The organism is Acinetobacter sp. 40AMC3-4 (assembly GCF_049898185.1).
In the GTDB taxonomy this organism is placed as follows: Bacteria; Pseudomonadota; Gammaproteobacteria; order Pseudomonadales; family Moraxellaceae; genus Acinetobacter.
Window position 1 is genome coordinate 17,855 of sequence record NZ_JAFCXG010000001.1, and the last position, 24,973, is coordinate 42,827.

The window sequence follows — 24,973 nt, forward strand, 5'->3', positions numbered from 1 at the left end:
GTCTTAATGCCATGTATCTATGATATGCATGGCATTCTTTATTGGGATTTTTCTTTCAAAATAAAAATCCCTGCACATGCAGGGATTGATTACATCACTGTAATGATTTACTTACGGGCAGTGACTAATAAAGTCGCTGAACCAAAAGCATAAACTTTACCTTCTTTATCGATAATTCGGCCTTCTGAGGTCAGTACATTACGCCCGATCCGGATGACTTCACCAATAGCTGTATAGGTTTCGCCGCTTTTCATCGCTTTCAGCATTTTTACATTCAGGTCAATGGTCGAGAAACTGACACCTGCATCTACTGTCGTATGCACGGCAGCGCCAGTGGCACTATCTAGAACCGTTGCACAAAAGCCGCCATGAATACCACCCTGTAAATTATAATGGCGCTGATCAGGACGCACCTCATATTCCACATAGTTTTCGCGCACCAAGATCAGACGCATGGGAATAATTTCACTCATGGCTGAACTGGAAATTTCCCCATTCTTAATTGCGGTTAGATATTCGAGTCCGTTTAATTGTGATGTTGACATATCAACTCCTTGTAATGATTTATTTCGCTTTATGAAATAATATTCTGTTTTTCTAAAATTATGATATAACAGATAGTGATCGAAATGCTATATTTTTCCAGGATGGAACGATGACAATAAAAAATCTCGTCACAGATGCTGAATGGCAGGCACGTTGTGAACTCGCAGCGCTTTATCGCATTATTGCGCATTACCGGATGACTGATTTAATTGATACCCATATCAGTTTAAGAGTCCCTGATCAGCCTGACTGTTTTCTGATTAATCAGTATGGTGTCGCTTTTGAAAAAATGTGTGCTTCAACGCTGGTCAAGATTAATCATGAAGGGCAGGTCGTAGAAAGCTATGAACAGGACAAGCCGGTGAATATGGCTGGCTTCGTCATCCACTCCGCAATTCATGAAGCACATGCTCATCTGAACTGTGTTATTCATACGCATACCGCAGATGGCATAGCAGTTTCTGCACAGAAACACGGACTTCTGCCCATTTCCCAGCACGCCATGAAGTTTTATCAGCAGGTGGCCTATCACGAATATGAAGGCGTGGCACTTTCAACAGATGAACAAGAACGCCTGATTCAGGACCTGGGCGGCCATCGCGCCATGATTTTACGCAATCACGGACTTTTAACGGCGGGCGAAACCATTGCACGGGCCTTTCATGAAATCTATTTTCTAGAGCGTGCCTGTCAGGCACAGGTGAAGGCCTTAAGCGGCGGTGCCGAACTGCATTATCCAAGTGAAGATGTACGAATTAAAACCGCCAAGCAGTTCGCTAGTCCTTTAGTTGAACCGATTTTACAGCGTGCCTGGCAGGCCGCTTTGTCTTTGATTGAGCATCAATATACGGAGTATGCATCATGATTGTGATATCCAGTACTGTGCCGAATATTGAGGCAATTCTGGTGAAGTCTTTTCAGAAATATGCGCCTGAGGGCAGTTTTTGTACACTGGACAGCCCGGAAGCAGAACTGGCGACCACAGCAGCTTCGTGGTTTCCAGATCTGGAAAAACTCCGGCAACTTCCAGAGCTTAGCCTGATTCATTCGATTGCTGCAGGGGTCGAACATTTAAATTTAACCGAGATTAGATCTGACCAGTCAGTCTGCCGGGTACTGGATCCACATCATCAAAAGGGCATGTTTGATTATCTGCTTTGGGGTGTGCTGTATTTTCAGCGTTATTTTGACCGCATGATCCAGCAGCAAAAGCAGCAGCTATGGAAACAGTATCGTCAAAGTTATAGCCATCATATCCAGATCGGGATTATGGGCCTTGGCCATATGGGCGGTTATGTGGCAAAACGTTTTGCCGACATGGGCTATCAGGTGTCTGGATGGTCCAATTCCCCAAAAGAGATTGCTCAGGTCAAAAGCTATGTAGGCCAAGAACAGCTTTCCGAGTTCCTGGCCCACAGCCAGATTTTGATTAATTTAATGCCTTTAACTGTAGACAATACTGGAATCTTATCTGAACAGCTATTTAAAAAATTACCTGATCAGGCTGCTCTTATTCAGGTGGGTCGTGGGCAGCATTTAATCGAGCAGGATCTACTCAATGCACTGGATTCAGGTCATCTCCGTGGCGCAATCCTTGATGTATTTGAAGAAGAGCCTTTAACTCCGGATCACCCATTCTGGCAGCATGAAAAGATCGTAGTTACGCCACATGTCGCCTCACATGCACCCATGTCTGTGGTAGTGGAACAGATTCTGGAAAATGACCGACGCTTAAATCTCGGGCTGGATTTGTGCCATCAGGTAGATGTCAATAAAGGCTATTAATTGTAGGGATACAGGCAAAAAAATAAGGAAATTGATGATGTGGGAAACGATTCAAACTCAGGTTCAGCAAGGTATCGCAACCTTAAGCTTTAACCGTCCGGATTCACTCAACAGTTTTAACCGGCAAATGCATGAGGAAGTGCAGCAGGTGCTGAAAAACTGGAATACAGACCCGGATATTCGGGTGATTGTGATTCGCGGTAATGGCCGGGCGTTTTCAGCAGGACAGGATTTAAAAGAACGTACTGGACAGCTCGGCAATGTGCCTTTGCCACCGCAAGGCTCGCTGGCCAAATACTATAATCCCTTGATTAATCTCATTCGCCAGAGTCCCAAACCGGTGATTGCAGCAGTGAATGGTGTGGCTGCCGGTGCAGGTGCCAATATCGCACTGGCCTGTGATCTGGTCATTGCCAAGGAAAGTGCCCGATTTATTCAGGCTTTTTCTAAAATTGGCTTGATTCCTGATGCCGGTGGCACCTGGATGTTGCCACGTTTAATCGGTTATGCACGTGCCATGGCACTCACTTTTCTGGGCGAACCGGTGCATGCCAAAGAGGCCGCCGAAATGGGCATGATCTGGAAAATGCTTCCAGATACAGAATTTGATGCTTATATCGACGACATTGCACAGCGATTATCTCAACAGCCGACTTATGCGCTGGCTTTAACCAAACAGGCCTTGCAACGCAGTGCTGAAAATAACATAGACCAGCAACTGGAGCTGGAACAAAACCTGCAATATCTGGCTCTGAGCAGTCAGGACTATAAAGAAGGTGTCCAGGCTTTTGTCGAAAAACGCCCTGCACAATTTACCGGATGCTAAGGAGAGCATTTATGAAAATTAAGACCCGTATTACCGAGCTTTTAGGCATTCGCTATCCAATTATTCAGGGCGGCATGATGTGGGTCGGTACCGCAGAAATGGCCAGTGCCGTATCTAATGCAGGTGGCTTGGGAACATTAACGGCATTGACTCAACCGACGCCTGAAGCCCTGGTCAAGGAAATTGCACGCTGCCGAGAAATGACCGATCAGCCTTTTGCAGTCAATCTGACTTTATTGCCCGCTGTGAATCCGCCGCCATATGCAGAATACCGACAGGCAATCATTGAAAGCGGTATCAAGATCGTAGAAACAGCAGGCAACAAGCCTCATGAACATATTGAGGCGTTTAAGCAACATGGCATTATTGTCATTCATAAATGTACTTCCGTCCGTCATGCGCTTTCAGCACAAAGAATTGGCGCAGATGTTATTTCGATTGATGGTTTTGAATGTGCGGGCCATCCGGGTGAAGACGATATTCCCGGCATGATTTTAATTCCTGCGGCAGCAGATCAGCTCACTGTGCCGATTGTGGCCAGTGGCGGTTTTGCTGATGGTCGTGGTCTGGTCGCAGCTTTGGCTTTGGGTGCCGAAGGCATCAATATGGGTACACGCTTTTGTGCCACTCAGGAAGCCCCGATCCATCCAAACATCAAACAGTTCTATGTCGATAATGATGAAAGGGCGACACATCTTTTGTATCGACAGTTCCGAAATACCGCCCGTGTTGCCAAAAATGCAGTATCTGATCTAGTCGTTAAAATGAGTGAAGATCCAGATCTGGAATTTGAACAGATTCGTCCCTATGTCAGCGGTTTAAAAGGCAAGCTCGCTTTAGAAAATGGCGATGTGGATGCGGGAGTTCTGACTGCAGGTCAAGTGATGGGATTGATTCATGACATTCCGACTTGTCAGGCGCTGATCGAAAATATCATGCAAGATGCAGAGCAAATTATTCATCAACGTCTGACTCATTTCTTGGCTCGTTGAACCATTTCATTGACGATCAAACAAAAAAGCCATTCCGTCATGAATGGCTTTTTTTCATCCTGAAGATTTTTTATTTTTAAATGGGAAATTTCATCGAATGACTAGATTTTATTCTTTAAATTATATTATAGTGGATTTAAAACATAATTTCGTATTATGAAATTAATAGTCATAAATATACAAATTAGAACTCATACAAGGGAATTACGATGAGAAATTATATTGCGCCATTAAAAGACATGAAGTTCGTCCTGAAAGACCTGTTAAACGTTGAACAGAAATATCAGGGCTATGCAAAATTCGCAGACAAGGTTTCTATGGATATTATGGAGCAATATCTGGAAGTCGCTGCGGACTTTTGCCAAAACGAACTTCTACCGATTAATGCGACAGGCGACCAGCAGGGTTGCCGTTTGCAGGATGGCGTCGTAACCACCCCGGATGGGTTTAAAGCAGCTTATGACAAATATGTGGAACTCGGCTTTACCTCATTAACTGGTGACGAAGCATATGGCGGTCAGGGCTTCCCGACCTTATACCGTATTGCCATTTCTGAAATTATTACCGCAACGAACTGGTCTTGGGGCATGTACCCAGGCCTGTCCCATGGTGCCATGCGTACTTTAGAGCACCACGGTAGCGATGAACAGAAACAGAAGTTTCTGGTACCTTTAATTGCAGGCCGCTGGACTGGAACCATGTGCTTGACTGAATCTCATGCCGGTTCTGACCTAGGTTTAATCCGTACCAAAGCAGTGCCAAATGAAGACGGCAGCTATAGCATCAGTGGCGAGAAAATCTTTATCTCAGCCGGTGAACATGATCTGGCGGAAAATATCGTGCATATCGTATTGGCACGTTTGCCAGATGCACCTGCGGGAACCAAAGGTATTTCGCTGTTTATTGTGCCGAAATACAATCTGGATGAAGCTGGTAATGTGGCTTCCCGTAATGGCGTGGTATGTAGCGCTCTTGAACACAAGATGGGCATTCACGGTAACGCGACCTGTGTGCTGAATTTTGATAATGCCAAAGGTCTCCTGATTGGGCCTGAAAATCGCGGTCTGAACTGCATGTTTACCTTTATGAACTCGGCACGTATCGGTACAGCTATTCAAGGCTTGGCAGCAGCAGAATCTTCTTATCAGGGGGCATTGGCTTATGCCAAAGACCGTCTGGCGATGCGTTCTCTTGAAGGTGCAAAAGTGCCAGGCCAGCCTGCAGATCCGATTATCGTGCATCCGGCAGTACGTAACATGCTGCTGACTCAAAAGGTGTTTGCAGAAGGTTCACGTGCACTTGCATATTATCTGGCGACCTATGCCGATATCGCTGAAGCCACTGACAGCCCGGAAGAAAAGAAAGCAGCTGAAGACCGTCTGGCATTATTAACCCCAATTGCCAAAGCATTAATGACTGAAACCGGCATAGAAGCGGCTAAACATGGTATGCAGGTTTTCGGTGGTCACGGTTATATTGCTGAACATGGCATGGAACAGATTGCCCGTGATGCACGTATTGCCAGCCTCTATGAAGGAACCACTGAAATTCAGTCCATTGACTTGCTGGCGCGTAAAGTGCTGGGCTCAAAATTGGGTCTGTTGACCGCATTAACCGAGGAAATTCAAGGCTTTGTAAAAGAACATCAACAACATGCCCAGTTTAGCCAGCAAGTTGCACAAGTCAGCCAGTTGACTGAACAATGGCTGGAATTAACCAGAACCATTCAGGAGCAGGCTCAGCAGTCTGCCAATGAAATTGGGGCAGCATCAGTTGACTACCTATATTTCTCTGGTTATGTCGTGTCCGCTTATCTGTGGCTGAAAATGGCAATTACTGCGCAGCAGAAAATTGAAGAAGGTAATACTGATCCGTTCTATGCAGCCAAGATCAAAACTGCACAATTCTTCTTTGCACGTATTTTGCCAAGAACTTCAACCCACTTTGCCAATATTCAGGCGGGTGGTGAAAGCCTGTTTTTACTTGAACCTGAAGAGTTCAAATTCGATTAAAGCTTTTGACCCACGATACTCGTGTCGTGGGTCTTTTTTAATAATTTTTGCATCTTCACCCAATTCAAATATTGAGATTTATTCTCGGATATTGAATAAACCATAAAATAACAAGATCAGGAGTCTATATGGATTTAGACATGATTACTCGACAGTTTCCTTATGCTGATCTGCAACTTACTTTTCATGAAGTCGGACAGCGTACTGCATTTCCCACTATTATTCTGATTCATGGCACCGGTGGAAATACCGACAAGCATTTCAGCTATATTTTTCCGATGCTGGGTATTCATCAGCGGGTTTTATCCATTGATTTACATACCCCAGATAAAGCTGATCTAAAGGTGACCGATTTTAGCCAGCAGGTTGAAGCACTGATTCAGCATGCGGTTGCAGAAGATGAAATCATTACAGTGGTCGGCTATTCACTCGGTGCCGTGATTGCTGCACAAGTAACAGCCAGTTTAAAACAGCGCGTAGCGCGTTTGATCCTGTTAGCCGGTTGGGCCAAAACCAGCTCGGTGCAACAACTACGTACTGTCATTTGGCAGCAATTATTTACTGAACAATCTGCGGCCTTGCCTCATTTTGTCAATTATTGCCTGTATAGCGATGATTATCTGTCTGCACGAAGCGAACAGCAGGTGTTGGATCTAGCACGCTTTGTCAAACCTTCCCAAGATGCAGCCAAACAGCGGGAACTGAATTATCGCATTGATATTACATCGATCTTGCCTGAGATTCGTGCAGAGACGTTGATTGTGGCTTGCCGTGAAGACCGCATGGTACCTGTAGCGCAAGCTAAACTGCTGTTTGCTTCAATTTCGAACAGTCGCTATATCGAAATTTCTTCAGGACATGCGCTCTATGTCGAAGCGCCAGCCGAAGTGGTGCAACTGGTAAACCAGTTTAGCCAGCATCCAGAACAATATCCGGTGAATCAAAAAATCCAGCCTTATATGCCTTAAAGGAGATAAATAATGCAAGCTCAAGGACAGCGCAGCAAGATTCTAATTGTAGGCAGCGGTTTTGGTGGTTTGGGAATGGCAATCCGCCTTAAACAGCAGGGCATCCACGATTTTAAAATCATTGAACGTGCAGCAGAAGTGGGCGGTACTTGGCGTGACAATACCTATCCCGGAGTCGCCTGTGACGTACCCTCCCATTTATATTCTTTTTCTTTTATTAAAAATCCGGACTGGTCACGCATCTTTCCGCAAGGGGCAGAAATCCAGCGCTATTTAATTCAGTGCTGTGATCAGGAGCAGATTCGTCCACATATTGATTTTCATACGTTGCTGGAAAAAGCCAGCTGGAATGCCAAAGAACGCATCTGGGAAATTCAGACCTCCAAAGGCCCGTATCAGGCAGATTTTTTAATGACTGCAACCGGCCATCTTGCGGATGAACATCTCCCACAAATACCGGGTCTGGAAGAATTTCAAGGCCAGGTGATGCATTCTGCGCGCTGGAATCATCAGGTGAATCTGGATAATCAGCGTGTCGTGGTGGTGGGTTCAGGGGCTTCAGCCGTTCAGCTTGTGCCGGAAATTGCCAAAACAGCAAAAAGCCTAACTGTCTTGCAACGTAGTGCGCCATATATTTTGCCCCGACCAGATCGACCTTATTCTGAGTCAGAAAAACAGCTTTTCCGCAAAGATCCTGACAGTATGTCGGCATTAAGACATGCTTTGTTCTGGGGCAATGAATACAATTTCGCGCAGCGTCGTAACCTGAAAAGTCAGATTGAGCGGGTCAAGAAAAACTGTCTACAGTTTTTGCAGCATCAGGTTTCAGATCCTGAGTTACGGCGTAAACTTACCCCGCATTATGAGCCGGGTTGCAAGCGCTTATTGTTGTCTAATGATTATTATCCGACTTTTCTAAAACCAAATGTCACACTTGAAGACTCAGCATTGGCAGAAGTTACGAAAGACGGTGTATTAAGCCAGGCTGGAAATAAATTTTCTGCAGATATCATCGTATTTGCGACAGGATTTGAAGCGGCGCGTCCACCCTATGCCGCAAAAGTGGTGGGTAAACAGGGTTTAAGCCTGGAACAGCAATGGTCCAGCGGTATGCAGGGTTATCAGTCAACGACCGTACACAACTTTCCAAACCTGTTCATTCTGAATGGGCCAAATACAGGCAGTGGGCATAATTCAGCGCTTTATTTTCTGGAAACCCAGTTTGATCTGGTACTGGATGCCTTGCAGTTTTTTGAGCAGGAACAGATTCAGGTCTTTGAAGCAGATCAAGAGGCTGAAAATAGCTATATGCAGGAGCTACAGCAGCTTTCCCAAGGTAGTGTCTGGTTATCGGAAAGCTGTAAAAGCTGGTATCTGGACCCGGTCAGTCGCAAGCTGACTTTGGTCTGGCCGGATTATGCTCATTCATTTAGGGATAAAAATCAGCATTTTATTCGTAGCGGTTATCACTACCAGTATGTTGAATCGAGACAGCAGAAAGTGGTTTAAAAATATTTAATTAAAATCAAAATCTTATGGTTTAAATGATACAAAATAAATGTAAATCCAGGACAGGAGTATAGTCATGAGCAGTCAGCCATGGATGGAAGAATATAAAAAGTGGAATATCAATCCGGAGTTTACCCGGCCAGATCCTGAGAAAACCCTGAGCACGACAATTGCTGAGAATTTGGTAAAATTTCAGGATAAAACCGCATTTATCTATCTGGATCGTAAATTCAGCTATCACGATATCGATGTGTATAGCCAGAAACTGGCAAGCTATTTACAGCGTCTTGGGCTGACTGCTGGCAGCCGTATTGCGGTGATGCTGCCTAATATTATTCAATATCCAATCGCGACCTTTGCCATTATTCGGGCCGGTTATGTGCTGGTCAATGTCAACCCCATGTACACCCAGCGCGAGCTCTATCATCAGCTACAGGATTCAGGTGCAGAAGCCTTGATTATCCTGGGACAGACTTTGGAGCAATTAACAGCACTAGATGAATGTCCTCAACTCAAATATGTCATTTCAACGCATCCGCTGGATTTTATTCAAGAGCAACCAAGTGCTATTTATAGTCAGGCAGCACAATATCCGGATAAACAGTTTTCTGACTTTAGACAGGCAATAAATCAGGTAGAGATTATTGATTTTGAACCGCCTGTACAGCATCAGGAAGATACGGTCATTCTGCAATATACGGGAGGTACCACAGGTGTTTCTAAAGGTGCAGAACTGAGCCATCGCAATATTTTATTTAATATCGCCCAGAACAGTACCGTGTTTATCAGCCATTTTGGTGACCGCTATGCCGCTGAAAATGAATATGTATTCTGTGCCTTGCCGCTGTATCACATTTATGGATTTACCATCTGCCTGTTCAGTTACGGTTTAAGCCGTGGTTTCGCCAATGTCCTGATTCCAAATCCGAGAGATCTGGATGCTTTGGCGGATCAATACCAGAAACATCCACCCACTGTTTTCCCCGGGGTGAATACCATGTTTAATGCCTTGGCGCATCATTCACCTTTCCGTGAACTGGATCATTCACGCCTGAAAACCACAACCGGCGGAGGGGCATCTATTTTGAAAAATACGGCAGAGTTATGGCATGAGGTCACAGGCTGCCAGATTTATGAAGGTTATGGGCTTTCCGAAACTTCACCGACTGCAACTTTTAACCCGCCTTTAAGCCGGCGATTTAGTGGCACGATTGGCTTGCCATTGGCAGGGACTGAAATTCTGATTCTGAATGATGAAGGAAAACCTGTAGAGCTTAATCAGGCTGGAGAAATAGCCATACGTGGTCCACAGGTGATGAAAGGATACTGGCAGCAACCCGAAGCAACAGCACAGGTATTTACCAAAGATGGATTTTTTCTGACAGGTGATATCGGTTGTATGGATGAACAAGGCTATATCACCATTCTGGACCGCAAAAAAGACATGATTCTGGTGTCCGGATTTAATGTTTATCCCAATGAGCTGGAAGGCGTGCTGTCCAAACATCCTAAAATACTGGAATGTGCAGTGATTGGTATTGATGATGAAAAATCTGGACAGGTACCCAAGGCATTTATTGTGAAACAGGATGAAACTCTGACCCAAGATGAAGTCATGACTTATCTGAAGCAGCAACTGACCAGTTATAAACTACCCAAATACATTGAGTTTGTGGGTGGATTACCCAAGTCCGCAGTAGGCAAAATTCTGCGTCGTGAACTGCCTCGTACTGTTCAGTCGAGTGCAAAAGCCTGATAAGGAATGATCTAATCCATTAGATTTAAAATAAAAAAGGAATCGAAAGATTCCTTTTTTATTGCTTGCAGGCTTATCGCTGCTGGATGACTTTTTTGCTTTTCAGTTCTTCCATTTCAGCAGAACTTAAATATTGACTCAAAATGGCATCGGTATCTTCACCCAGACAAGGTGGGGCCTTTTTATATTCTACCGGTGTCTTGGAGAGTTTAATCGGTGAACCGATTGAGGTGTAATCTTCACGTAAGGTATGCGGCATTTTAATCACCATATCACGCGCTAATACCTGTTCTTCTTGCAAAGTCTGTTTCAGATCATTGATCATTCCTACCGGCACTTTAACCGCATGGATTAAATCCACCCAGGTTTTTGCTGGTCGAGTATAGAAATGAGCTTGTAGAACTGTGGTCAGTTCTTCACGATGTGTAACACGTCCTGAATTTTTCAAGAAGCGAGGATCTTCTGCCACCTTGGCCAGACCAACGGCCTGACACAAAGCTTGAAATTGCAGATCGTTGCCACAGGCAATAATAAATTCGCCTTCCTGGGCTTTAAACACCTGATAGGGCACAATATTGGCATGTGCATTTCCGAAGCGACCGGGTACTTTGCCTGAGGTGAGATAATTCATGGCCAGAACAGAGAGGGAAGCAACCTGGGTATCTAACAGCGCCATATCAATATACTGACCTTCACCGGTTTTCTCACGGGACAACAAAGCCGCCTGAATGGCAATTGCGGCATATAAGCCGGTGGTCAAATCGGCAAAGGCCAGACCTGCTTTTTGCGGGCCACCACCGGGCAGATCGTCACGTTCGCCAGTGACACTCATCATGCCGCCCATTCCCTGAACGATAAAATCATAGCCCGGCTCTTGCGCACGCGGACCGTTCTGGCCAAAACCGGTAATAGAACAATATACCAGTCGCGGATTTAGCTGACTCAGAGTTTCATAATCCAGTCCATATCGTTTCAACGAACCGGTTTTATAGTTTTCAATGACTACATCGCTTTGTTCAGCAAGTTTTTTGATAATACGTTGACCTTCAGGTGTAGATAAATCGATTGCAACCGAGTGCTTGCCACGGTTGGCTGACAGGTAATAAGCCGATTCATGGGTATCTTGCTGCTGATTGTTTTTAAGCCAGGGTGGTCCCCAGATACGGGTATCATCCCCATGATCCGGTTTTTCAATCTTGATCACTTCTGCACCCAGATCAGCCAGAATCTGGCTACACCAGGGCCCAGCCAAAATCCGGCTTAAATCCAGTACACGAAATCCTGTTAAGGCACCCATTATTACGCTCCCTGTTCGATCTTATTCAAATGATATATCGTTCTTATCCCTCTTTTTAAAGCTATAGGAAAATGGAAAAACAATCAACTTTATGATACTTAATTTCGTCTAACAAAATAAAACATCTAAAATGATGAATATTCATCTTATTTTCTTTAGCCTGATGCAAATATAAGTATGAACGAAGAACAAGAGGTCACTGATAAAAAGGAAAAAGCGATCTCCCAGACAGGATTAAAAAAGGAGTCAATCAAGTGAATTAAAAACGGATTAGCCTTAAAGCATATTCATTAGCGGAATAGCTTTAAATATAAAAGATCATGAAAACCTAAGGATAGGAAAACAGAGATTTAAATATAACGGATTTAGCGAGAGAATTAGAAAAGATTAAACCTACGACCAAACGAACGCAGCAAATTGCTTTTATTTTCGCCTTTCTGGCTTTACTGGTAGATGGCGCGGACATGTTGCTGCTGTCTTTCAGTTTAAATAGCCTGAAAGCAGAGTTTGGTCTCAGTAATCTGCAGGCCGGTACACTAGGCAGTTTTACCTTAGCAGGTATGGCGATTGGTGGCTTTATGGGTGGCTGGGCCTGTGACCGTCTGGGCCGTGTACGTACCGTAGTCATTTCGATTCTGGTATTTTCCATGTTGACCGCAGCCTTAGGCTTTGCACAGAACTTTGAACAATTTGCTGTTTTACGCTTTCTTTCTGCCTTTGGCATAGGCTCTTTATATATTGCAGCCAATACGCTCATGGCTGAATATGTTCCAACTGAATATCGCACCACGGTTTTAGGTACCTTACAGGCAGGATGGACCGTCGGTTATATTGTGGCCACTGTACTGGCAGGCTGGATCATTCCAGAATATGGCTGGCGAACCCTGTTTTTTATTGCCATTATTCCCTCGGTTATGGCGATTTTTATCCAGAAACTGGTTCCTGAGCCAGAATCTTGGCAGCGTGCACGTTTGCAGCGTCTATATGCCCCAGCTGAAATCACAGCACAGCAACCCGCCAAAAAAAGCACAGTCAAAGAGATTTTCGCGGATCCTGCGAATCGCAGAATGTTTATTTTGTGGATCTTTACGGCCGGTTTTCTGCAATTTGGCTACTATGGCGTAAACAACTGGATGCCGGCATATCTGGAATCTGAATTGCACATGAATTTTAAATCCATGGCAGGCTATATGATTGGTACCTATGTAGCCATGATTTTCGGAAAAATTCTGGCGGGCTTTGCTGCAGACCGTCTGGGTAGACGCGCTGTCTTTTCGTTTGGAGCAATTGGAACGGCGATTTTCCTGCCCGTGATTGTGCTATTCAATACGCCAGATAACATTGCCTATCTGCTGATTTTCTTTGGATTCCTGTATGGTATTCCATATGCGATTAATGCCACTTATATGACGGAAAGCTTCGCCACCTCGATTCGTGGTACTGCGGTAGGCGGTGCTTATAATGCAGGTCGTATCGGCGCCATGTTTGCCCCTGCAATTATTGGCGCGGCAGCCAGCGGGGTTCAATTGGCTTAGGCTTCCTGATTATGGGGGGTGCCTATTTCTTGTGTGGCGCAGTGTCCGGGATATTCATTAAAGACCGTCAATACGATCCACAAAAGGCATAATTTCAATTTATAAAAAAGAGCCTGAATTCAGGCTCTTTTTTATATTCTTCAATTAAAGCTATATTTCTATTTGTTTATTCCTGATCCGTTTCTTTATGCAGATGAATACTTTTTAAACCATCATTTACTTTATTGAGCAGATGAATTAGGGTAACCACATCATCAAAAGCCAGCTTATTTAAGGCCTGACCATAAAAATCAAAGAAATCAGCTTGCAAGTTGTCCCATGTTTCCAAGCTGGGATGTAGCCAAAGCAGTGGATCTAATTCATCAGCATCAGGTGAATTTCACCATGGCCTCGACCCCATTCCTGAATGACCTGTCCAATACCGTGGCGGAACAGCATGACAAGGTTGATTCACTAAAAATTTTCCTGTGTGCTGGTGCACCCATTCCGGGGCCATTGGTACAAAAAGCCCGGGAAATTCTGGGCGTTAAAGTCATATCCGCTTGGGGTATGACCGAATGTGGTGCAGTGACGCTGACCCGACCTGAAGATGAGGATGAACACTCTTTCAATACGGATGGCATCGCTTTACCTGGTGTTGAAATCAAGATCGTGAATAAAAAAGGTCAGACCAAAGCCGTGAATGAATCCGGGCGTTTGATGATCCGCACCTGTTCAAATTTTGGCGGTTATTTAAAACGTCCACATTTGAATGATACGGATGCCGAAGGCTGGTTTGATACTGGCGATATTGCCTATCAGGACGAGCATGGCTATATTCGGATTTGCGGACGTAAGAAGGATGTGATTATTCGTGGTGGAGAAAATATTCCGGTCGCGGAAATTGAATCACTACTTTATAAGCATCCGAATATCGCCACAGTAGCTTTAGTGGCTTATGCAGATGAGCGAATGGGCGAGCGTTCCTGTGCAATCATCAAGCTGAAAGATCAGACAAAGCCGTTAAGTTTTAATGAGCTGTTAGATTTCCTGAAAACTCATAATCTGGCTATGCAGTATCTTCCGGAACGCCTGGAAATCTGGGAGGATATTCCGATGACCCCATCGGGAAAAATCCAGAAGTTTAAACTCAGAGAATTACTGGCTCAGCATATTGCCTCAACGGCAGTTGAAGCGAACTAAATCTGGGAATAAATAGATAAATTAAACCCTGAATAATCTTGCATCATTCAGGGTTTTTCTTATTCAAAAAGAAGCGATCTAAAAGGTTAATACGAATTTTAGATTAACTTCTACTTTAATAATTTTAATAAAGCTTCAGCCGTTGCAGCAGAAGAGGCGGGGTTTTGTCCAGTAATGAGCAGACCATCTTGTTGCACGTATACCTGCCAGTCCTCAGTTTTGGAATATTTCCCACCTTTTTCTTTCAGCATGTCTTCCACTAGAAATGGGACAACATCGGTTAGGCCTACGCCGTCTTCTTCGGTATTAGTAAAACCGGTGACTGTCTTGCCTTCTACAATCGAATGACCTTCGGCATCTTTGACTTCACGAAGTACACCCGGTGCATGACAGACCAGCGCAACAGGTTTATCTGCCTGTAAAGTCTGCTCAATTAAAGAAATAGAATTCTGGTCTTTGGCTAGATCCCATAATGGACCGTGACCACCCGGATAGAACACGGCATCAAAATCCTGATTTAAGACTTCACTCAACTTATGTGTATTGGCAAGAGCCTGCATGGCCACCTCATCTGCTTCAAAGCGTTTGGTGGTTTCGGTTTGCGCATCCGGCTCATTACTTTTTGGATCTAATGGTGGCTGACCACCTGCAGGAGAAGCCAAAACTACCTCTGCGCCTGCATCGACAAAGGTGTAATAAGGCGCAGCTAGCTCTTCCAACCAGAAGCCAGTTTTTTTGCCAGTATCGCCCAGCTGGTCATGTGAAGTCAGTACCATCAAGATTTTCATATTATTTTCCTGTAGCTCATTAAAAAACATCGCGAATGATCGACTGTTAATTTAACAAGTCATGAGCGTCAGGAATGTTGTGATACGTTCATTTGCTGTATCGATACGTTGTTGTTTCAGTTGATTTAACTAAAGTACGTAGCCTTGCAAAGTGAACAGTGTGTTCAATATTCATCTGCCCATTAACAGGTCTTGCTGAAGATCGGCTTGTTTACGCAAGAAATCCCAGACCAGTTTAATTTTTGGTTCATGTTGCAGATCGACCAGCGTCAGCATCCAGAAAGTGTGGGTAAAACTGAGCTGCTGACCCAGCACCTCTTTCAGTTCACTTTTATCATTGACCAGAAATTTCGGCAAAATGGCCAGTCCAGCACCTGCACGCACGGCAATTTCCTGCGCCAGAATGCTGTTACTGCGAAAACAGGCACTGACCTGCAAGGGAAGACGCTCTAGCGAATATAGTGCAGTGCTATAGACCAGATCATCAATATAATCGACAAAACGGTGCTGCTGGAGGTCTTCCAGTTTTTTAATTTCCGGATTTTGCTGTAAATAATGCTGGCTGCCATATAGCTTTAAACAGTAATTAGACAAACGAGTAATGATATACGGACCAGATTTGGGCCGGTCAATCGCGATCACAATATCGGCTTCTCGATGTGAAAGTTTGATCGCTTTCGGTACCGGAATCAGGTCAATGGTCAGCAAAGGATAATGCTGGGAAAATTCTGCCAAAAGACGAGCTAAAAATGCCGTGCCAAAACCTTCTGGCGCACCAATCCGGACCCGACCTTGCAAGGGATCATGGCGCTTGTCAATCTGGATAAAGGACTGTTCCATCTGTTCCACACGCGGCACCAGTGCCAGACCTTCCGAGGTTAGTTCATAACCGGTGGCTTCGCGCTTAAACAGTTGCGTACCTAAAGTACTTTCCAGGGCCTGAATCCGCCGCGCTACGGTGCTATGTTCAACCCCGATTAAGCGTGCTGCGTTGGTGAGTGTTTTAGCACGCGCCAAAACTAAAAAAAAGCGTAAATGATCCCAATCTACTTTCATTTTTTATTTAACATCCTGTTAAATTCCTGTGCATATTTGCACAACCATCGTGCACCAATTTCTATTGGTGGTCAAAGTGTTCTTTGTTAGTCTGCTGAAACAGCGTAAAAATTATACGTTAAATAAAAGCCAGTAAAGGCAGATACAACGACAATAACAAACCAGCACGGAGCGACCATGAACGCTATTTCTCATCCACAGCAAAGTACCGGATTCACCACCGCAAAACTCCTCATTAATGGTGAATTTGTCGAATCAAGAACCAGCCATTGGCAAGATATTGTTAATCCTGCCACTCAGGAAATCTTGGGCCAAGTGCCTTTTGCTACCGCAGAAGAAGTTAATGCCGCCATTGCTGCTGCACAAAATGCATTTGCCAGCTGGCGCCAGACCCCGATCCAGGCACGTATGCGAATCATGCTGAAACTGCAGGATCTGATTCGTACAAACCTAAAAAGTATCGCCCGAGTCTTAACGGCGGAACAGGGCAAAACCCTGGCCGATGCCGAAGGTGATATCCAGCGTGGTTTAGAAGTGGTGGAGCATGCCTGTTCGATCGGTTCCCTACAAATGGGCGAGTATATTGAAGGTGTGGCACGCGGTGTCGATACCTATACTTTGCAGCAACCCTTGGGTGTCTGTGCAGGAATTACCCCGTTTAACTTTCCGGCGATGATTCCACTGTGGATGTTCCCGATGGCGATTGTCTGCGGCAATACTTTTGTCTTAAAGCCTTCTGAACAGGATCCACTATCGACCATGATGCTGGTTGAGTTAGCGATTCAGGCAGGTGTGCCGGCAGGCGTACTGAATGTGGTACATGGCGGCAAAGAAGTGGTCGATCTACTGTGTACCCATCGCGATATCAAGGCGATTTCTTTTGTCGGTTCGACTGCAGTCGGCACGCATGTCTATAACCTTGCAGGCCAACACGGCAAGCGTGTGCAGTCGATGATGGGCGCCAAAAACCATGTGGTGGTGATGCCAGATGCGAATAAAGAACAGACCTTAAATGCCTTGGTCGGTGCAGCTTTTGGCGCAGCAGGTCAACGTTGTATGGCACTTTCCGTGGCGGTAATGGTCGGTGAGACCAAGCACTGGGTCGATGAACTGGTCAATAAAACCAAAACCTTAAAGGTAAATGCCGGGCATGAACCGAATACCGATGTTGGACCAGTGATTTCAACCCGTGCCAAATCGCGTGTCATCGATTTAATTAACAGTGGTGTTGAACAGGGTGCCGAACTGCTACTCGATGGCCGTGATGTGCAGGTTCCAGGCTATGAACAGGGTAATTTTGTCGGACCAACGATTTTTAATCAGGTCACGACCGATATGCGCATTTATAAAGAAGAAGTATTTGGTCCGGTACTGGCGATCATGCATGTCGATACTTTGGAACAGGCGATTGCACTGATTAATGCCAATCCGTTTGGTAATGGCGTTGGACTGTTTACCCAAAATGGCAATACGGCACGTACCTTCCAGAACCAGATTGATATCGGTCAGGTGGGCATTAACATTCCAATTCCCGTACCTGTGCCTTTCTTCAGTTTTACCGGTTCACGCGGTTCAAAACTGGGTGATCTCGGTCCTTATGGCAAACAGGCGGTGCAGTTCTATACCCAGACCAAAACCATTACCAGCCGCTGGTTTGAAGATGACCAGGAAACCACTGGTGTCAATACCACAATCAGTCTGCGTTAAGGAGCATCAGCATGAAGATTGCATTTATCGGTTTAGGCAACATGGGCGGCTCCATGGCGCAAAACTTGCTCAAGTCCGGTCATCAGGTTTTTGGTTATGACTTAAGTGCAGTGGCTTTACAGCATTTTGCAGAAGCTGGCGGTGTGGTCTGCGACAGTCCACAAGCTGCCGCGAAGCAGGCGGAGATCGTGGTCAGCATGTTGCCTGCAGCCAAGCATGTGCGTGAAGTCTATTTGGGTGAACACGGTATTCTGGAGGTGCTTCAAGCGGGCAGCTTATGTATCGACAGCAGTACCATTGACCCGCAAACCATTCAGGAGGTTGCTGCAGCAGCTCAGGCCAAGCAGATTCGCGTCTGTGATGCACCGGTATCCGGCGGTACTTTAGGTGCCAAAGATGGCACTTTAACCTTTATGGTCGGCGCAGATGATGCCACCTTTGAGGCCGTTAAACCTGTTCTCGGCTGTATGGGTAAAAATCTGGTGCATTGTGGTGCGGTGGGAACAGGACAGGTGGCAAAAATCTGTAATAACCTGATTCTGGGGATTTCCATGACTGCGGTTGCAGAAGGGATGGCACTCGGTGCCAAACTGGGCATTGATGCACAGGCCTTGGCTGGCGTGATTAACAGTTCCACCGGACGTTGCTGGAGTTCTGAAATTTATAATCCGTGGCCCGATATTTGTGTCAATGCGCCGTCATCGCGGGGTTATACCGACGGTTTTGCCGCACAACTGATGCTCAAAGATTTGGGGCTGGCTGTCGATGCCGCGCAACAGGTGGATCAGCCGGTGGTACTCGGCAGCATGGTACAGAAACTCTATCAACAACTGTGTCAGGAAGGTGATGCCCATCTGGACTTCTCCAGCATCATGCATCAATACACCACGCCACCTGCTTAAAACTTAAAAGATTAGATGGAGCAAGGATTCGCTTCAATAATTACACCTTGTCAGTAATAACGATAAATTCAGGCTGAGGTTTAACATGTTAGATTATCAAACAACGATTCAAGACTTTGATTTAAACACGGTTGCAAGCCAGTATCTCTCCGGTTCAATGCAGGCAGTAAATGCCTGTTATGAATGCTGTGACCGTCATGCCAATTCCGATGCCATTGCCTTGTACTGGCATGGTAAAGATGGCCGTAAAGAACAGTATAGCTTTGCCGAACTCAAAAAATATTCCAGCCAGTTTGCCAACTTTTTAAAGTCTCAAGGCATTGGTAAAGGCGACCGCGTTTCCGGATTATTACCACGTACTCCCGAGTTGATCATTACTATTTTGGCAACCTGGCGGATTGGTGCTGTCTATCAACCCTTATTTACGGCCTTTGGTCCCAAAGCCATCGAGCATCGTATTCAGCTGGCGCAAAGCAAGCTGGTGGTGACTGATCTGGCGAATCGGGACAAATTATCCGAGATCAGCAACTGTCCACCGATTGTGACGGTACATGCCGAAACTGAGGCAGAGCGCTATCCGCACGACCTCAGCTTCTGGACGGTATTAAACCGTCAGGCTGAAGCTTGTGAGCTGGAAATCCTGAATGTCGATGATCCATTTTTATTGATGTTTACCTCCGGTACTACTGGACCAGCGAAACCGCTTAAAGTCCCTTTAAAAGCGCTGATTGCTTTTGCAAGCTATATGCAAAATGCCATTGGTCTAACTCCTGAAGATGCTTTCTGGAATATTGCTGATCCCGGCTGGGCCTACGGTTTGTATTACGCGATTACTGGTCCTTTAATGCTTGGACACTCGACCTTATTTTATGAAGGCGGTTTTAATGCAGAAAGTGTCTGCGAAATTGTTAAGGAATATGGCATTACCAATCTGGCCGGTGCACCGACTGCTTATCGCATGATGATGGCGGCCGATCCTGCTCAAATGGCAAAACTACGCGGTAAGTTACGTGTTGTCAGCAGTGCGGGAGAACCGTTAAATCCGGAAGTGATCCGCTGGTTTAAAGAGGTACTGGATGTGCCGATTTATGACCATTATGGCCAGACCGAAGTCGGGATGGTGGTGTGTAATCATCATGCCTTGGAACATCCGGTCCGTTCAGGTTCGGCAGGCTTTGCCAGCCCGGGTTACCGGATTGCCGTTGTCGATGAACTGGGGCATGAATTAGCAGCTGACGTCCCGGGCATCCTGGCAGTGGATATCAGCCAGTCCCCAATGATGTGGTTCTCTGGCTATGAAGAAAGCCGTAAATCTCCATTTGTCGGACAGTATTACTTAACTGGGGATACCGCAGAAATTCATGCAGATGGCAGTATGAGCTTTGTTGGGCGTAGTGATGATGTCATTACAACGTCAGGTTATCGGGTCGGCCCGTTTGATGTGGAAAGTGCCTTGCTGGAACATGATGCCGTGATTGAAGCAGCAGTCATTGGCGTGCCTGATCCTGAGCGTACCGAAGTGATTAAAGCCTTTGTGATTCTGGCGAATAATTTTGCAGCTTCGGCCCATCTGGAAGAAGAGCTGGGTCAATTTGTGAAAAAGCGGTTATCTGCGCATGCCTATCCACGCCTGATTGAATTTGTGACTGAATTGCCGAAAACCCCAAGCGGTAAAATTCAACGCTTTTTACTGCGCAATCAGGAAATCAACAAGCAGCAAGCCAAGACCGCATAACAGCTAAAGCCAACAGATTGAATAAGAAGATTAAATAAAGAGATTGAAGGAAGAATCCATGCAATTAACGGAAGAACAACAACTGATTCAGGACATGGCAAAAAGCTTCGCCCAGGAACAGATTAAACCCTTTGCCGGCGAGTGGGATCAAAAAGGCATCTTTCCTAAACAGGCCTTAGCCCAAATGGGAGAGCTGGGTTTTTTAGGCATGCTGATTCCGGAAGAATGGGGCGGCTCGGGCACAGGTACGCTGGCTTATGTTCTGGCCTTAGAAGAAGTCGCTGCGGCCGATGGTGCAACATCTGCGATTATGAGCGTACATAACTCTGTAGGGTGTGTGCCGATTTTCAAGTTCGGGACGGAACAGCAAAAGCAGGATTTTCTAAAGCCTTTGGCTCAAGGTGAAATGATTGGTGCCTTTGCCTTAACCGAACCGCATACCGGATCGGATGCTGCCGCGATTAAAACCCGGGCGGTCAAGGACGGCGATCATTACATTCTGAATGGCGCGAAACAGTTCATTACCTCAGGCCACAATGCCGGAATGATTATTGTGTTTGCCGTGACTGATCCAGCTGCGGGGAAAAAAGGTATGAGTGCATTTTTAGTGCCGCGCGACACGCCCGGTTATGAAGTGATTCGGGTCGAAGAAAAACTCGGCCTGCATGCTTCGGATACCTGTCAGATTGCCTTAACCGATGTCCGCATTCATGAAAGTTTAAGACTCGGTGCAGAAGGCGAAGGTTTAAAAATTGCCTTGGCCAATCTGGAAGGCGGGCGAATCGGTATTGCGGCACAGGCGGTTGGTTTGGCGCGTGCCGCCTTGGAAGAAGCAACGGCCTATGCGCATGACCGCGTGGCCTTTGGCAAACCGATTTTTGAACAGCAAGCGATTTCTTTCAGGTTGGCCAGTATGGCGACTGAAATTGAAGCAGCACGGCAACTGGTCCATTTTGCAGCACGCAAGAAAGAAGCCGGTGAAACCTGTTTAACTGAAGCCTCCATGGCCAAGCTATTTGCTTCGGAAATGGCGGAACGTGTCTGCTCCAAAGCGCTACAGATTTTTGGCGGCTACGGTTATCTGAAAGATTTTCCAATCGAACGCATTTATCGTGATGCGCGGATTTGTCAGATTTATGAAGGCACCAGCGATATTCAGCGCCTGGTGATTGCACGCAGCCTCTAATTTTAAAAGGACTTATTTCATGCAGTGGCAAACAATTTTATTAGAACAACGTAATGGTGTCGGGCTGATTACTTTAAATCGTCCGCAAGCTTTAAATGCACTGAATAACCAGCTGATTGTTGAAGTGAATCAGGCACTGGATCAGCTGGAAAAAGATCCGGCAATTGGCTGTATTGTGATTGCGGGTTCGGAAAAAGCCTTTGCCGCTGGTGCCGATATTAAAGAAATGGCAGATCTGAATTTTCCGCAAATTTATCTGGATGATTTTTTCAGTCTGGCCGATCGAATTGCGCAGCGTCGTAAACCTTTAATTGCCGCAGTGAGCGGCTATGCCTTGGGTGGTGGTTGCGAGCTGGCATTGATGTGCGACTTTATTTACTGCGCTGATAATGCAAAATTTGGTTTGCCTGAAGTTACCTTAGGCGTGTTGCCCGGCATTGGCGGGACCCAGCGTTTAACCTTGGCGATTGGTAAGGCCAAAGCCATGGAAATGTGCCTGACTGCACGGCAGATGGGGGCGCAGGAAGCGGAACAAAGTGGTTTGGTCGCTCGGGTTTTTGCCAAGGAAGAATTGCTGGAGCAAACCCTGCAAGCTGCCGAAAAAATTGCTGAAAAATCGCTTACTGCCGTGATGATGATTAAAGAATCAATTAATCGGGCCTTTGAAGTGAGCCTGGCTGAAGGCCTGCGCTTTGAACGCCGGGTATTCCATTCCATTTTTGCAGGTTCCGATCAAAAGGAAGGCATGCAGGCCTTTGTGGAAAAACGCCCAGCCAAATTTACCCATCAATAAGAAATTCATAATAGGAACAAAAAGAATGAGTGATGAAAATAATTTAGCGATTCGGGTCGCAGGGGGGCTGGGCATTATCAGCCTGGACCGCACCAGCCATTTAAATGCCTTAACCCTGGCGATGATTCAGGGCATTCAGGCGCAACTCGATCAGTGGTGCCATGATCCAGAAGTGCAAGCCATCCTGATCAATTCCAACAGTCCCAAGGCGTTCTGTGCTGGAGGCGACATCCGCTATCTGTATGACAGCTATCAGGCCGGCAATACCCAATATCAGGATTTTTTTGCCACTGAATATAAGATGCTGAGCACCTTGCGTAATTTTCCAAAGGCCGTGATCGTGATGATGGATGGCTATGTACTGGGCGGAGGCTTTGGCCTCGCTCAAGCCTGTCATATCAAAGTTACGAGTGAAAAATCACGTTTTGCCATGCCCGAAACCGCAATTGGTTTTTTCCCAGATGTTGGAGCCACCCATTTCCTGTCCCGACTGGATGAAGTCGGTGTCTATATGGCTTTGACCGGGGAGCAGATCAGTAGCAGTGATGCCTTGTATCTCGATCTGGTGGATTATCATGTGCCGAGTGAGCGTTTTGCTGAATTGGAAGCAGCGTTGATTACTGCGCCTGTGTTAAATTCGATTGAAATCCAGAAAATCATTAGTGGCTATATTACGCATCCGGTAGAAAGCGAGCTGCAAAAACGTGCAGATCTGATTAATCAGCATTTTGGCTATCCAAACCTCAAGGAGATTGAACAGAGTCTTGCTCATACAAGTAATTCAACCGATCAGGAATGGGCTAGTAAAATGCTGGCAATTTTGCAACAACGTCCGGTTATGGCCAAGCAAACCAGCCTGAAGTTACAGCAAGCCGGACAGAATTTGTCGCTAGAAAAATGCATGCAGTTAGAACGGGACTTGCAGGATGTCTGGTTAGAGCAGGGCGACTTTATTGAAGGCGTTCGTGCGCTGATTATTGATAAGGACAAAAATCCAAAATGGCGAACTGAGAATGCAAAATTTGAAAAGACCTTGCAAAAGATCTGGCCAGTTTGGACTCAGCAGCGTATCGAAAATATCACTTAAACTTGATGGTAAAAGACCCTCTATAAGTAAATTATAAAGGGTCTTTATAGGTGTCCTATAGCGTCATCAGTATGAATTCTGCTTAGTGGGACGTTTTCTTTTTCTTGCCACCGCCGTCTTGTTTATTGACCGTCGACCAGGCAATACGTTCGGCTTCTTCCTCAGAATGACCACGTTCTTTTTCGCTTTCTTCAATATGTTCAGCCTGCCGTTTCTGTTTATCGGTATAGGCTGATTTGTCACCTCTAGGCATCTTAATATCCTCATCAGGTTTGGCTGAAATTACTATAACAAGAGCTTATTTTTACGAGGGTAAGTATTTGTTGGAATCATTTTATAAAAACAAAATTTTTAAAAAATATGAAAATCTAAAGATTAAATAGATGAAGATAACGGTCAGCTAGAACCGCTATCTTCTGTGCCAGATTAGCCGTTAATAATACTGCCGCCATTCACATGAATCACCTGACCTGAAATATAACTGGCTTCTTCACTGGCCAGGAATAAATACGCCGGTGCTACTTCACTCGGCTGGCCCATACGACCCATTGGGGTGCTTTTACCAAAATCTTTAAGCTGTTCTTCATCAAAGCTGCTCGGAATCAATGGTGTCCAGATGGGACCTGGCGCGACCCCATTGACACGAATGCCGGTTTTATTTTTCAATAAATTGGTGGAAAGGCTTCGGGTAAATGTGGTGATGGCACCTTTCGTACTCGCATAGTCAATCAGCTGGTCATGACCATGATAACTGGTAATACTCGTCGTATTGATAATGCTATCACCTTCTTGCATATGCGGAATCACCGCCTGAGTCAGGTGGAACATCGATAGAATATTCACATTAAATGTTTTAAGTAATTGCTCGGGCGAGATATCGGTAATACTTTCTTGCGGGTATTGAACCCCGGCATTATTGACCAGAATATTAATCGTTTTAAATTCCTGAAGGGTCTTTTCCACCATTTTCTTGATTTCATCTTGATCTTGTAAATCACATTGAATCAGCAGACAACGGCGGCCTTCATCTTCCACCATTTTTTTGGTGTCCCGTGCATCCTGATCTTCATCCAAATAGCAAATGGCAATATCGGCACCTTCGCGAGCAAATAAGACCGATACAGAACGGCCAATTCCGCTATCACCACCAGTAATCAAGGCAACTTTGCCTTTTAATTTTTCACTGCCTTTATAATGCGGTTTAATAATTTCCGGTGCAGGGTCCATTTTGGTTTGCACACCCGGTTGATGGTCTTGTGTTTCAGTTGAAGCTGGGGTTTCAGGATAATGATTCATATCTTTTCCAATTCC

Annotated in this window: 20 protein-coding genes and 3 pseudogenes; 16 read left to right on the forward strand and 7 right to left on the reverse strand. The window is 45.5% G+C overall.

Translation table 11 applies throughout. The annotated features are described in order from the left end of the window. Positions 1-107: 107 nt before the first annotated feature. Positions 108-545, reverse strand: coding sequence for a PaaI family thioesterase (locus ACP7BU_RS00075; protein WP_005246335.1), 438 nt, complete (start codon positions 543-545; stop codon positions 108-110). A 110-nt stretch (positions 546-655) separates the two neighbouring features. Between ACP7BU_RS00075 and ACP7BU_RS00080 the strand changes: the two genes are divergently transcribed. The 8 genes from ACP7BU_RS00080 to ACP7BU_RS00115 all read left to right on the forward strand — a co-directional run bounded on the left by ACP7BU_RS00080 (position 656) and on the right by ACP7BU_RS00115 (position 10,394). Beyond that, positions 656-1,411 carry a class II aldolase/adducin family protein gene (locus ACP7BU_RS00080; RefSeq protein ID WP_253145669.1) on the forward strand — a complete coding sequence of 252 codons (756 nt, stop codon included), beginning with the start codon at positions 656-658 and terminating at the stop codon, positions 1,409-1,411. Continuing rightward, positions 1,408-2,331: a 2-hydroxyacid dehydrogenase gene (locus ACP7BU_RS00085; RefSeq protein ID WP_425878410.1), complete on the forward strand. Its 924-nt coding sequence runs from the start codon at positions 1,408-1,410 to the stop codon at positions 2,329-2,331. Before ACP7BU_RS00080 ends, ACP7BU_RS00085 begins: the two co-directional genes overlap by 4 nt. 37 nt (positions 2,332-2,368) lie before the next feature. Further along, positions 2,369-3,157, forward strand: a complete 789-nt coding sequence (locus tag ACP7BU_RS00090; protein WP_425878596.1) for an enoyl-CoA hydratase-related protein — start codon at positions 2,369-2,371, stop codon at positions 3,155-3,157. A gap of 11 nt (positions 3,158-3,168) precedes the next feature. Further along, on the forward strand, positions 3,169-4,149 hold the full coding sequence (locus tag ACP7BU_RS00095) for an NAD(P)H-dependent flavin oxidoreductase (protein WP_425878408.1): 981 nt from the start codon (positions 3,169-3,171) through the stop codon (positions 4,147-4,149). 209 nt (positions 4,150-4,358) lie between these two features. Continuing rightward, the gene (locus tag ACP7BU_RS00100; protein ID WP_425878406.1) at positions 4,359-6,161 is read left to right on the forward strand and encodes an acyl-CoA dehydrogenase C-terminal domain-containing protein; all 1,803 of its coding nucleotides are present in this window, start codon (positions 4,359-4,361) and stop codon (positions 6,159-6,161) included. Positions 6,162-6,289: 128 nt separating this feature from the next. After that, the gene (locus ACP7BU_RS00105; protein ID WP_425878404.1) at positions 6,290-7,129 is read left to right on the forward strand and encodes an alpha/beta fold hydrolase; all 840 of its coding nucleotides are present in this window, start codon (positions 6,290-6,292) and stop codon (positions 7,127-7,129) included. A gap of 12 nt (positions 7,130-7,141) precedes the next feature. Then, complete coding sequence (locus ACP7BU_RS00110; RefSeq protein WP_425878402.1) at positions 7,142-8,638, forward strand: flavin-containing monooxygenase; 1,497 nt, start codon at positions 7,142-7,144, stop codon at positions 8,636-8,638. Between the two features lie 76 nt (positions 8,639-8,714). Next, positions 8,715-10,394, forward strand: coding sequence for an AMP-binding protein (locus ACP7BU_RS00115; protein ID WP_425878400.1), 1,680 nt, complete (start codon positions 8,715-8,717; stop codon positions 10,392-10,394). Positions 10,395-10,467: 73 nt separating this feature from the next. Here the strand turns inward: ACP7BU_RS00115 and ACP7BU_RS00120 are convergent, their stop codons facing one another. Then, positions 10,468-11,691 carry a CaiB/BaiF CoA transferase family protein gene (locus ACP7BU_RS00120; RefSeq protein ID WP_425878398.1) on the reverse strand — a complete coding sequence of 408 codons (1,224 nt, stop codon included), beginning with the start codon at positions 11,689-11,691 and terminating at the stop codon, positions 10,468-10,470. Positions 11,692-12,047: 356 nt separating this feature from the next. Between ACP7BU_RS00120 and ACP7BU_RS00125 the strand changes: the two are divergent. After that, positions 12,048-13,318 (forward strand): annotated as a pseudogene (locus ACP7BU_RS00125) (MFS transporter). Between the two features lie 74 nt (positions 13,319-13,392). Here the strand turns inward: ACP7BU_RS00125 and ACP7BU_RS00130 are convergent. Then, a pseudogene (locus ACP7BU_RS00130) lies at positions 13,393-13,554 on the reverse strand (MarR family transcriptional regulator); the annotation flags it as partial. A gap of 2 nt (positions 13,555-13,556) precedes the next feature. Between ACP7BU_RS00130 and ACP7BU_RS00135 the strand changes: the two are divergent. Continuing rightward, a pseudogene (locus ACP7BU_RS00135) lies at positions 13,557-14,408 on the forward strand (AMP-binding protein); the annotation flags it as partial. A 110-nt stretch (positions 14,409-14,518) separates the two neighbouring features. Here ACP7BU_RS00135 and ACP7BU_RS00140 read toward each other — a convergent pair. Both ACP7BU_RS00140 and ACP7BU_RS00145 read right to left on the reverse strand, forming a co-directional pair. Continuing rightward, the gene (locus ACP7BU_RS00140) at positions 14,519-15,196 is read right to left on the reverse strand and encodes a type 1 glutamine amidotransferase domain-containing protein (protein WP_086044836.1); all 678 of its coding nucleotides are present in this window, start codon (positions 15,194-15,196) and stop codon (positions 14,519-14,521) included. 171 nt (positions 15,197-15,367) lie between these two features. After that, positions 15,368-16,252, reverse strand: a complete 885-nt coding sequence (locus tag ACP7BU_RS00145) for a LysR family transcriptional regulator (protein WP_086044837.1) — start codon at positions 16,250-16,252, stop codon at positions 15,368-15,370. 177 nt (positions 16,253-16,429) lie between these two features. Between ACP7BU_RS00145 and ACP7BU_RS00150 the strand changes: the two genes are divergently transcribed. From ACP7BU_RS00150 to ACP7BU_RS00175, 6 genes are all read left to right on the forward strand, one after another. After that, on the forward strand, positions 16,430-17,959 hold the full coding sequence (locus tag ACP7BU_RS00150) for a CoA-acylating methylmalonate-semialdehyde dehydrogenase (RefSeq protein WP_253174699.1): 1,530 nt from the start codon (positions 16,430-16,432) through the stop codon (positions 17,957-17,959). 11 nt (positions 17,960-17,970) lie between these two features. Continuing rightward, entirely contained in the window at positions 17,971-18,861 is an 891-nt protein-coding gene (gene mmsB, locus ACP7BU_RS00155; RefSeq protein WP_425878395.1) for a 3-hydroxyisobutyrate dehydrogenase, read from the forward strand. Positions 18,862-18,946: 85 nt separating this feature from the next. Continuing rightward, a complete protein-coding gene (locus ACP7BU_RS00160; RefSeq protein WP_425878393.1) occupies positions 18,947-20,596 on the forward strand; it encodes an AMP-binding protein in 1,650 nt (549 codons plus the stop codon). 58 nt (positions 20,597-20,654) lie between these two features. Continuing rightward, a complete protein-coding gene (locus ACP7BU_RS00165; protein WP_086044840.1) occupies positions 20,655-21,782 on the forward strand; it encodes an acyl-CoA dehydrogenase family protein in 1,128 nt (375 codons plus the stop codon). A 19-nt stretch (positions 21,783-21,801) separates the two neighbouring features. Then, entirely contained in the window at positions 21,802-22,575 is a 774-nt protein-coding gene (locus ACP7BU_RS00170; protein WP_174894412.1) for an enoyl-CoA hydratase, read from the forward strand. 25 nt (positions 22,576-22,600) lie between these two features. Then, positions 22,601-23,662 carry an enoyl-CoA hydratase/isomerase family protein gene (locus tag ACP7BU_RS00175; protein WP_425878390.1) on the forward strand — a complete coding sequence of 354 codons (1,062 nt, stop codon included), beginning with the start codon at positions 22,601-22,603 and terminating at the stop codon, positions 23,660-23,662. A gap of 82 nt (positions 23,663-23,744) precedes the next feature. Here ACP7BU_RS00175 and ACP7BU_RS00180 read toward each other — a convergent pair whose 3' ends face one another. Next, positions 23,745-23,915, reverse strand: a complete 171-nt coding sequence (locus ACP7BU_RS00180) for a hypothetical protein (RefSeq protein ID WP_004280276.1) — start codon at positions 23,913-23,915, stop codon at positions 23,745-23,747. A gap of 173 nt (positions 23,916-24,088) precedes the next feature. Continuing rightward, a complete protein-coding gene (locus tag ACP7BU_RS00185; RefSeq protein ID WP_004280275.1) occupies positions 24,089-24,958 on the reverse strand; it encodes an SDR family oxidoreductase in 870 nt (289 codons plus the stop codon). Positions 24,959-24,973 lie beyond the last annotated feature (15 nt).

Coding starts and splice junctions, on each gene's coding strand:
- ACP7BU_RS00075 (WP_005246335.1), bottom strand. CDS start 545: ATGTCAACATCACAATTAAACGGACTCGAATATCTAACCGCAATTAAG.
- ACP7BU_RS00080 (WP_253145669.1), top strand. CDS start 656: ATGACAATAAAAAATCTCGTCACAGATGCTGAATGGCAGGCACGTTGT.
- ACP7BU_RS00085 (WP_425878410.1), top strand. CDS start 1,408: ATGATTGTGATATCCAGTACTGTGCCGAATATTGAGGCAATTCTGGTG.
- ACP7BU_RS00090 (WP_425878596.1), top strand. CDS start 2,369: ATGTGGGAAACGATTCAAACTCAGGTTCAGCAAGGTATCGCAACCTTA.
- ACP7BU_RS00095 (WP_425878408.1), top strand. CDS start 3,169: ATGAAAATTAAGACCCGTATTACCGAGCTTTTAGGCATTCGCTATCCA.
- ACP7BU_RS00100 (WP_425878406.1), top strand. CDS start 4,359: ATGAGAAATTATATTGCGCCATTAAAAGACATGAAGTTCGTCCTGAAA.
- ACP7BU_RS00105 (WP_425878404.1), top strand. CDS start 6,290: ATGGATTTAGACATGATTACTCGACAGTTTCCTTATGCTGATCTGCAA.
- ACP7BU_RS00110 (WP_425878402.1), top strand. CDS start 7,142: ATGCAAGCTCAAGGACAGCGCAGCAAGATTCTAATTGTAGGCAGCGGT.
- ACP7BU_RS00115 (WP_425878400.1), top strand. CDS start 8,715: ATGAGCAGTCAGCCATGGATGGAAGAATATAAAAAGTGGAATATCAAT.
- ACP7BU_RS00120 (WP_425878398.1), bottom strand. CDS start 11,691: ATGGGTGCCTTAACAGGATTTCGTGTACTGGATTTAAGCCGGATTTTG.
- ACP7BU_RS00140 (WP_086044836.1), bottom strand. CDS start 15,196: ATGAAAATCTTGATGGTACTGACTTCACATGACCAGCTGGGCGATACT.
- ACP7BU_RS00145 (WP_086044837.1), bottom strand. CDS start 16,252: ATGAAAGTAGATTGGGATCATTTACGCTTTTTTTTAGTTTTGGCGCGT.
- ACP7BU_RS00150 (WP_253174699.1), top strand. CDS start 16,430: ATGAACGCTATTTCTCATCCACAGCAAAGTACCGGATTCACCACCGCA.
- mmsB (WP_425878395.1), top strand. CDS start 17,971: ATGAAGATTGCATTTATCGGTTTAGGCAACATGGGCGGCTCCATGGCG.
- ACP7BU_RS00160 (WP_425878393.1), top strand. CDS start 18,947: ATGTTAGATTATCAAACAACGATTCAAGACTTTGATTTAAACACGGTT.
- ACP7BU_RS00165 (WP_086044840.1), top strand. CDS start 20,655: ATGCAATTAACGGAAGAACAACAACTGATTCAGGACATGGCAAAAAGC.
- ACP7BU_RS00170 (WP_174894412.1), top strand. CDS start 21,802: ATGCAGTGGCAAACAATTTTATTAGAACAACGTAATGGTGTCGGGCTG.
- ACP7BU_RS00175 (WP_425878390.1), top strand. CDS start 22,601: ATGAGTGATGAAAATAATTTAGCGATTCGGGTCGCAGGGGGGCTGGGC.
- ACP7BU_RS00180 (WP_004280276.1), bottom strand. CDS start 23,915: ATGCCTAGAGGTGACAAATCAGCCTATACCGATAAACAGAAACGGCAG.
- ACP7BU_RS00185 (WP_004280275.1), bottom strand. CDS start 24,958: ATGAATCATTATCCTGAAACCCCAGCTTCAACTGAAACACAAGACCAT.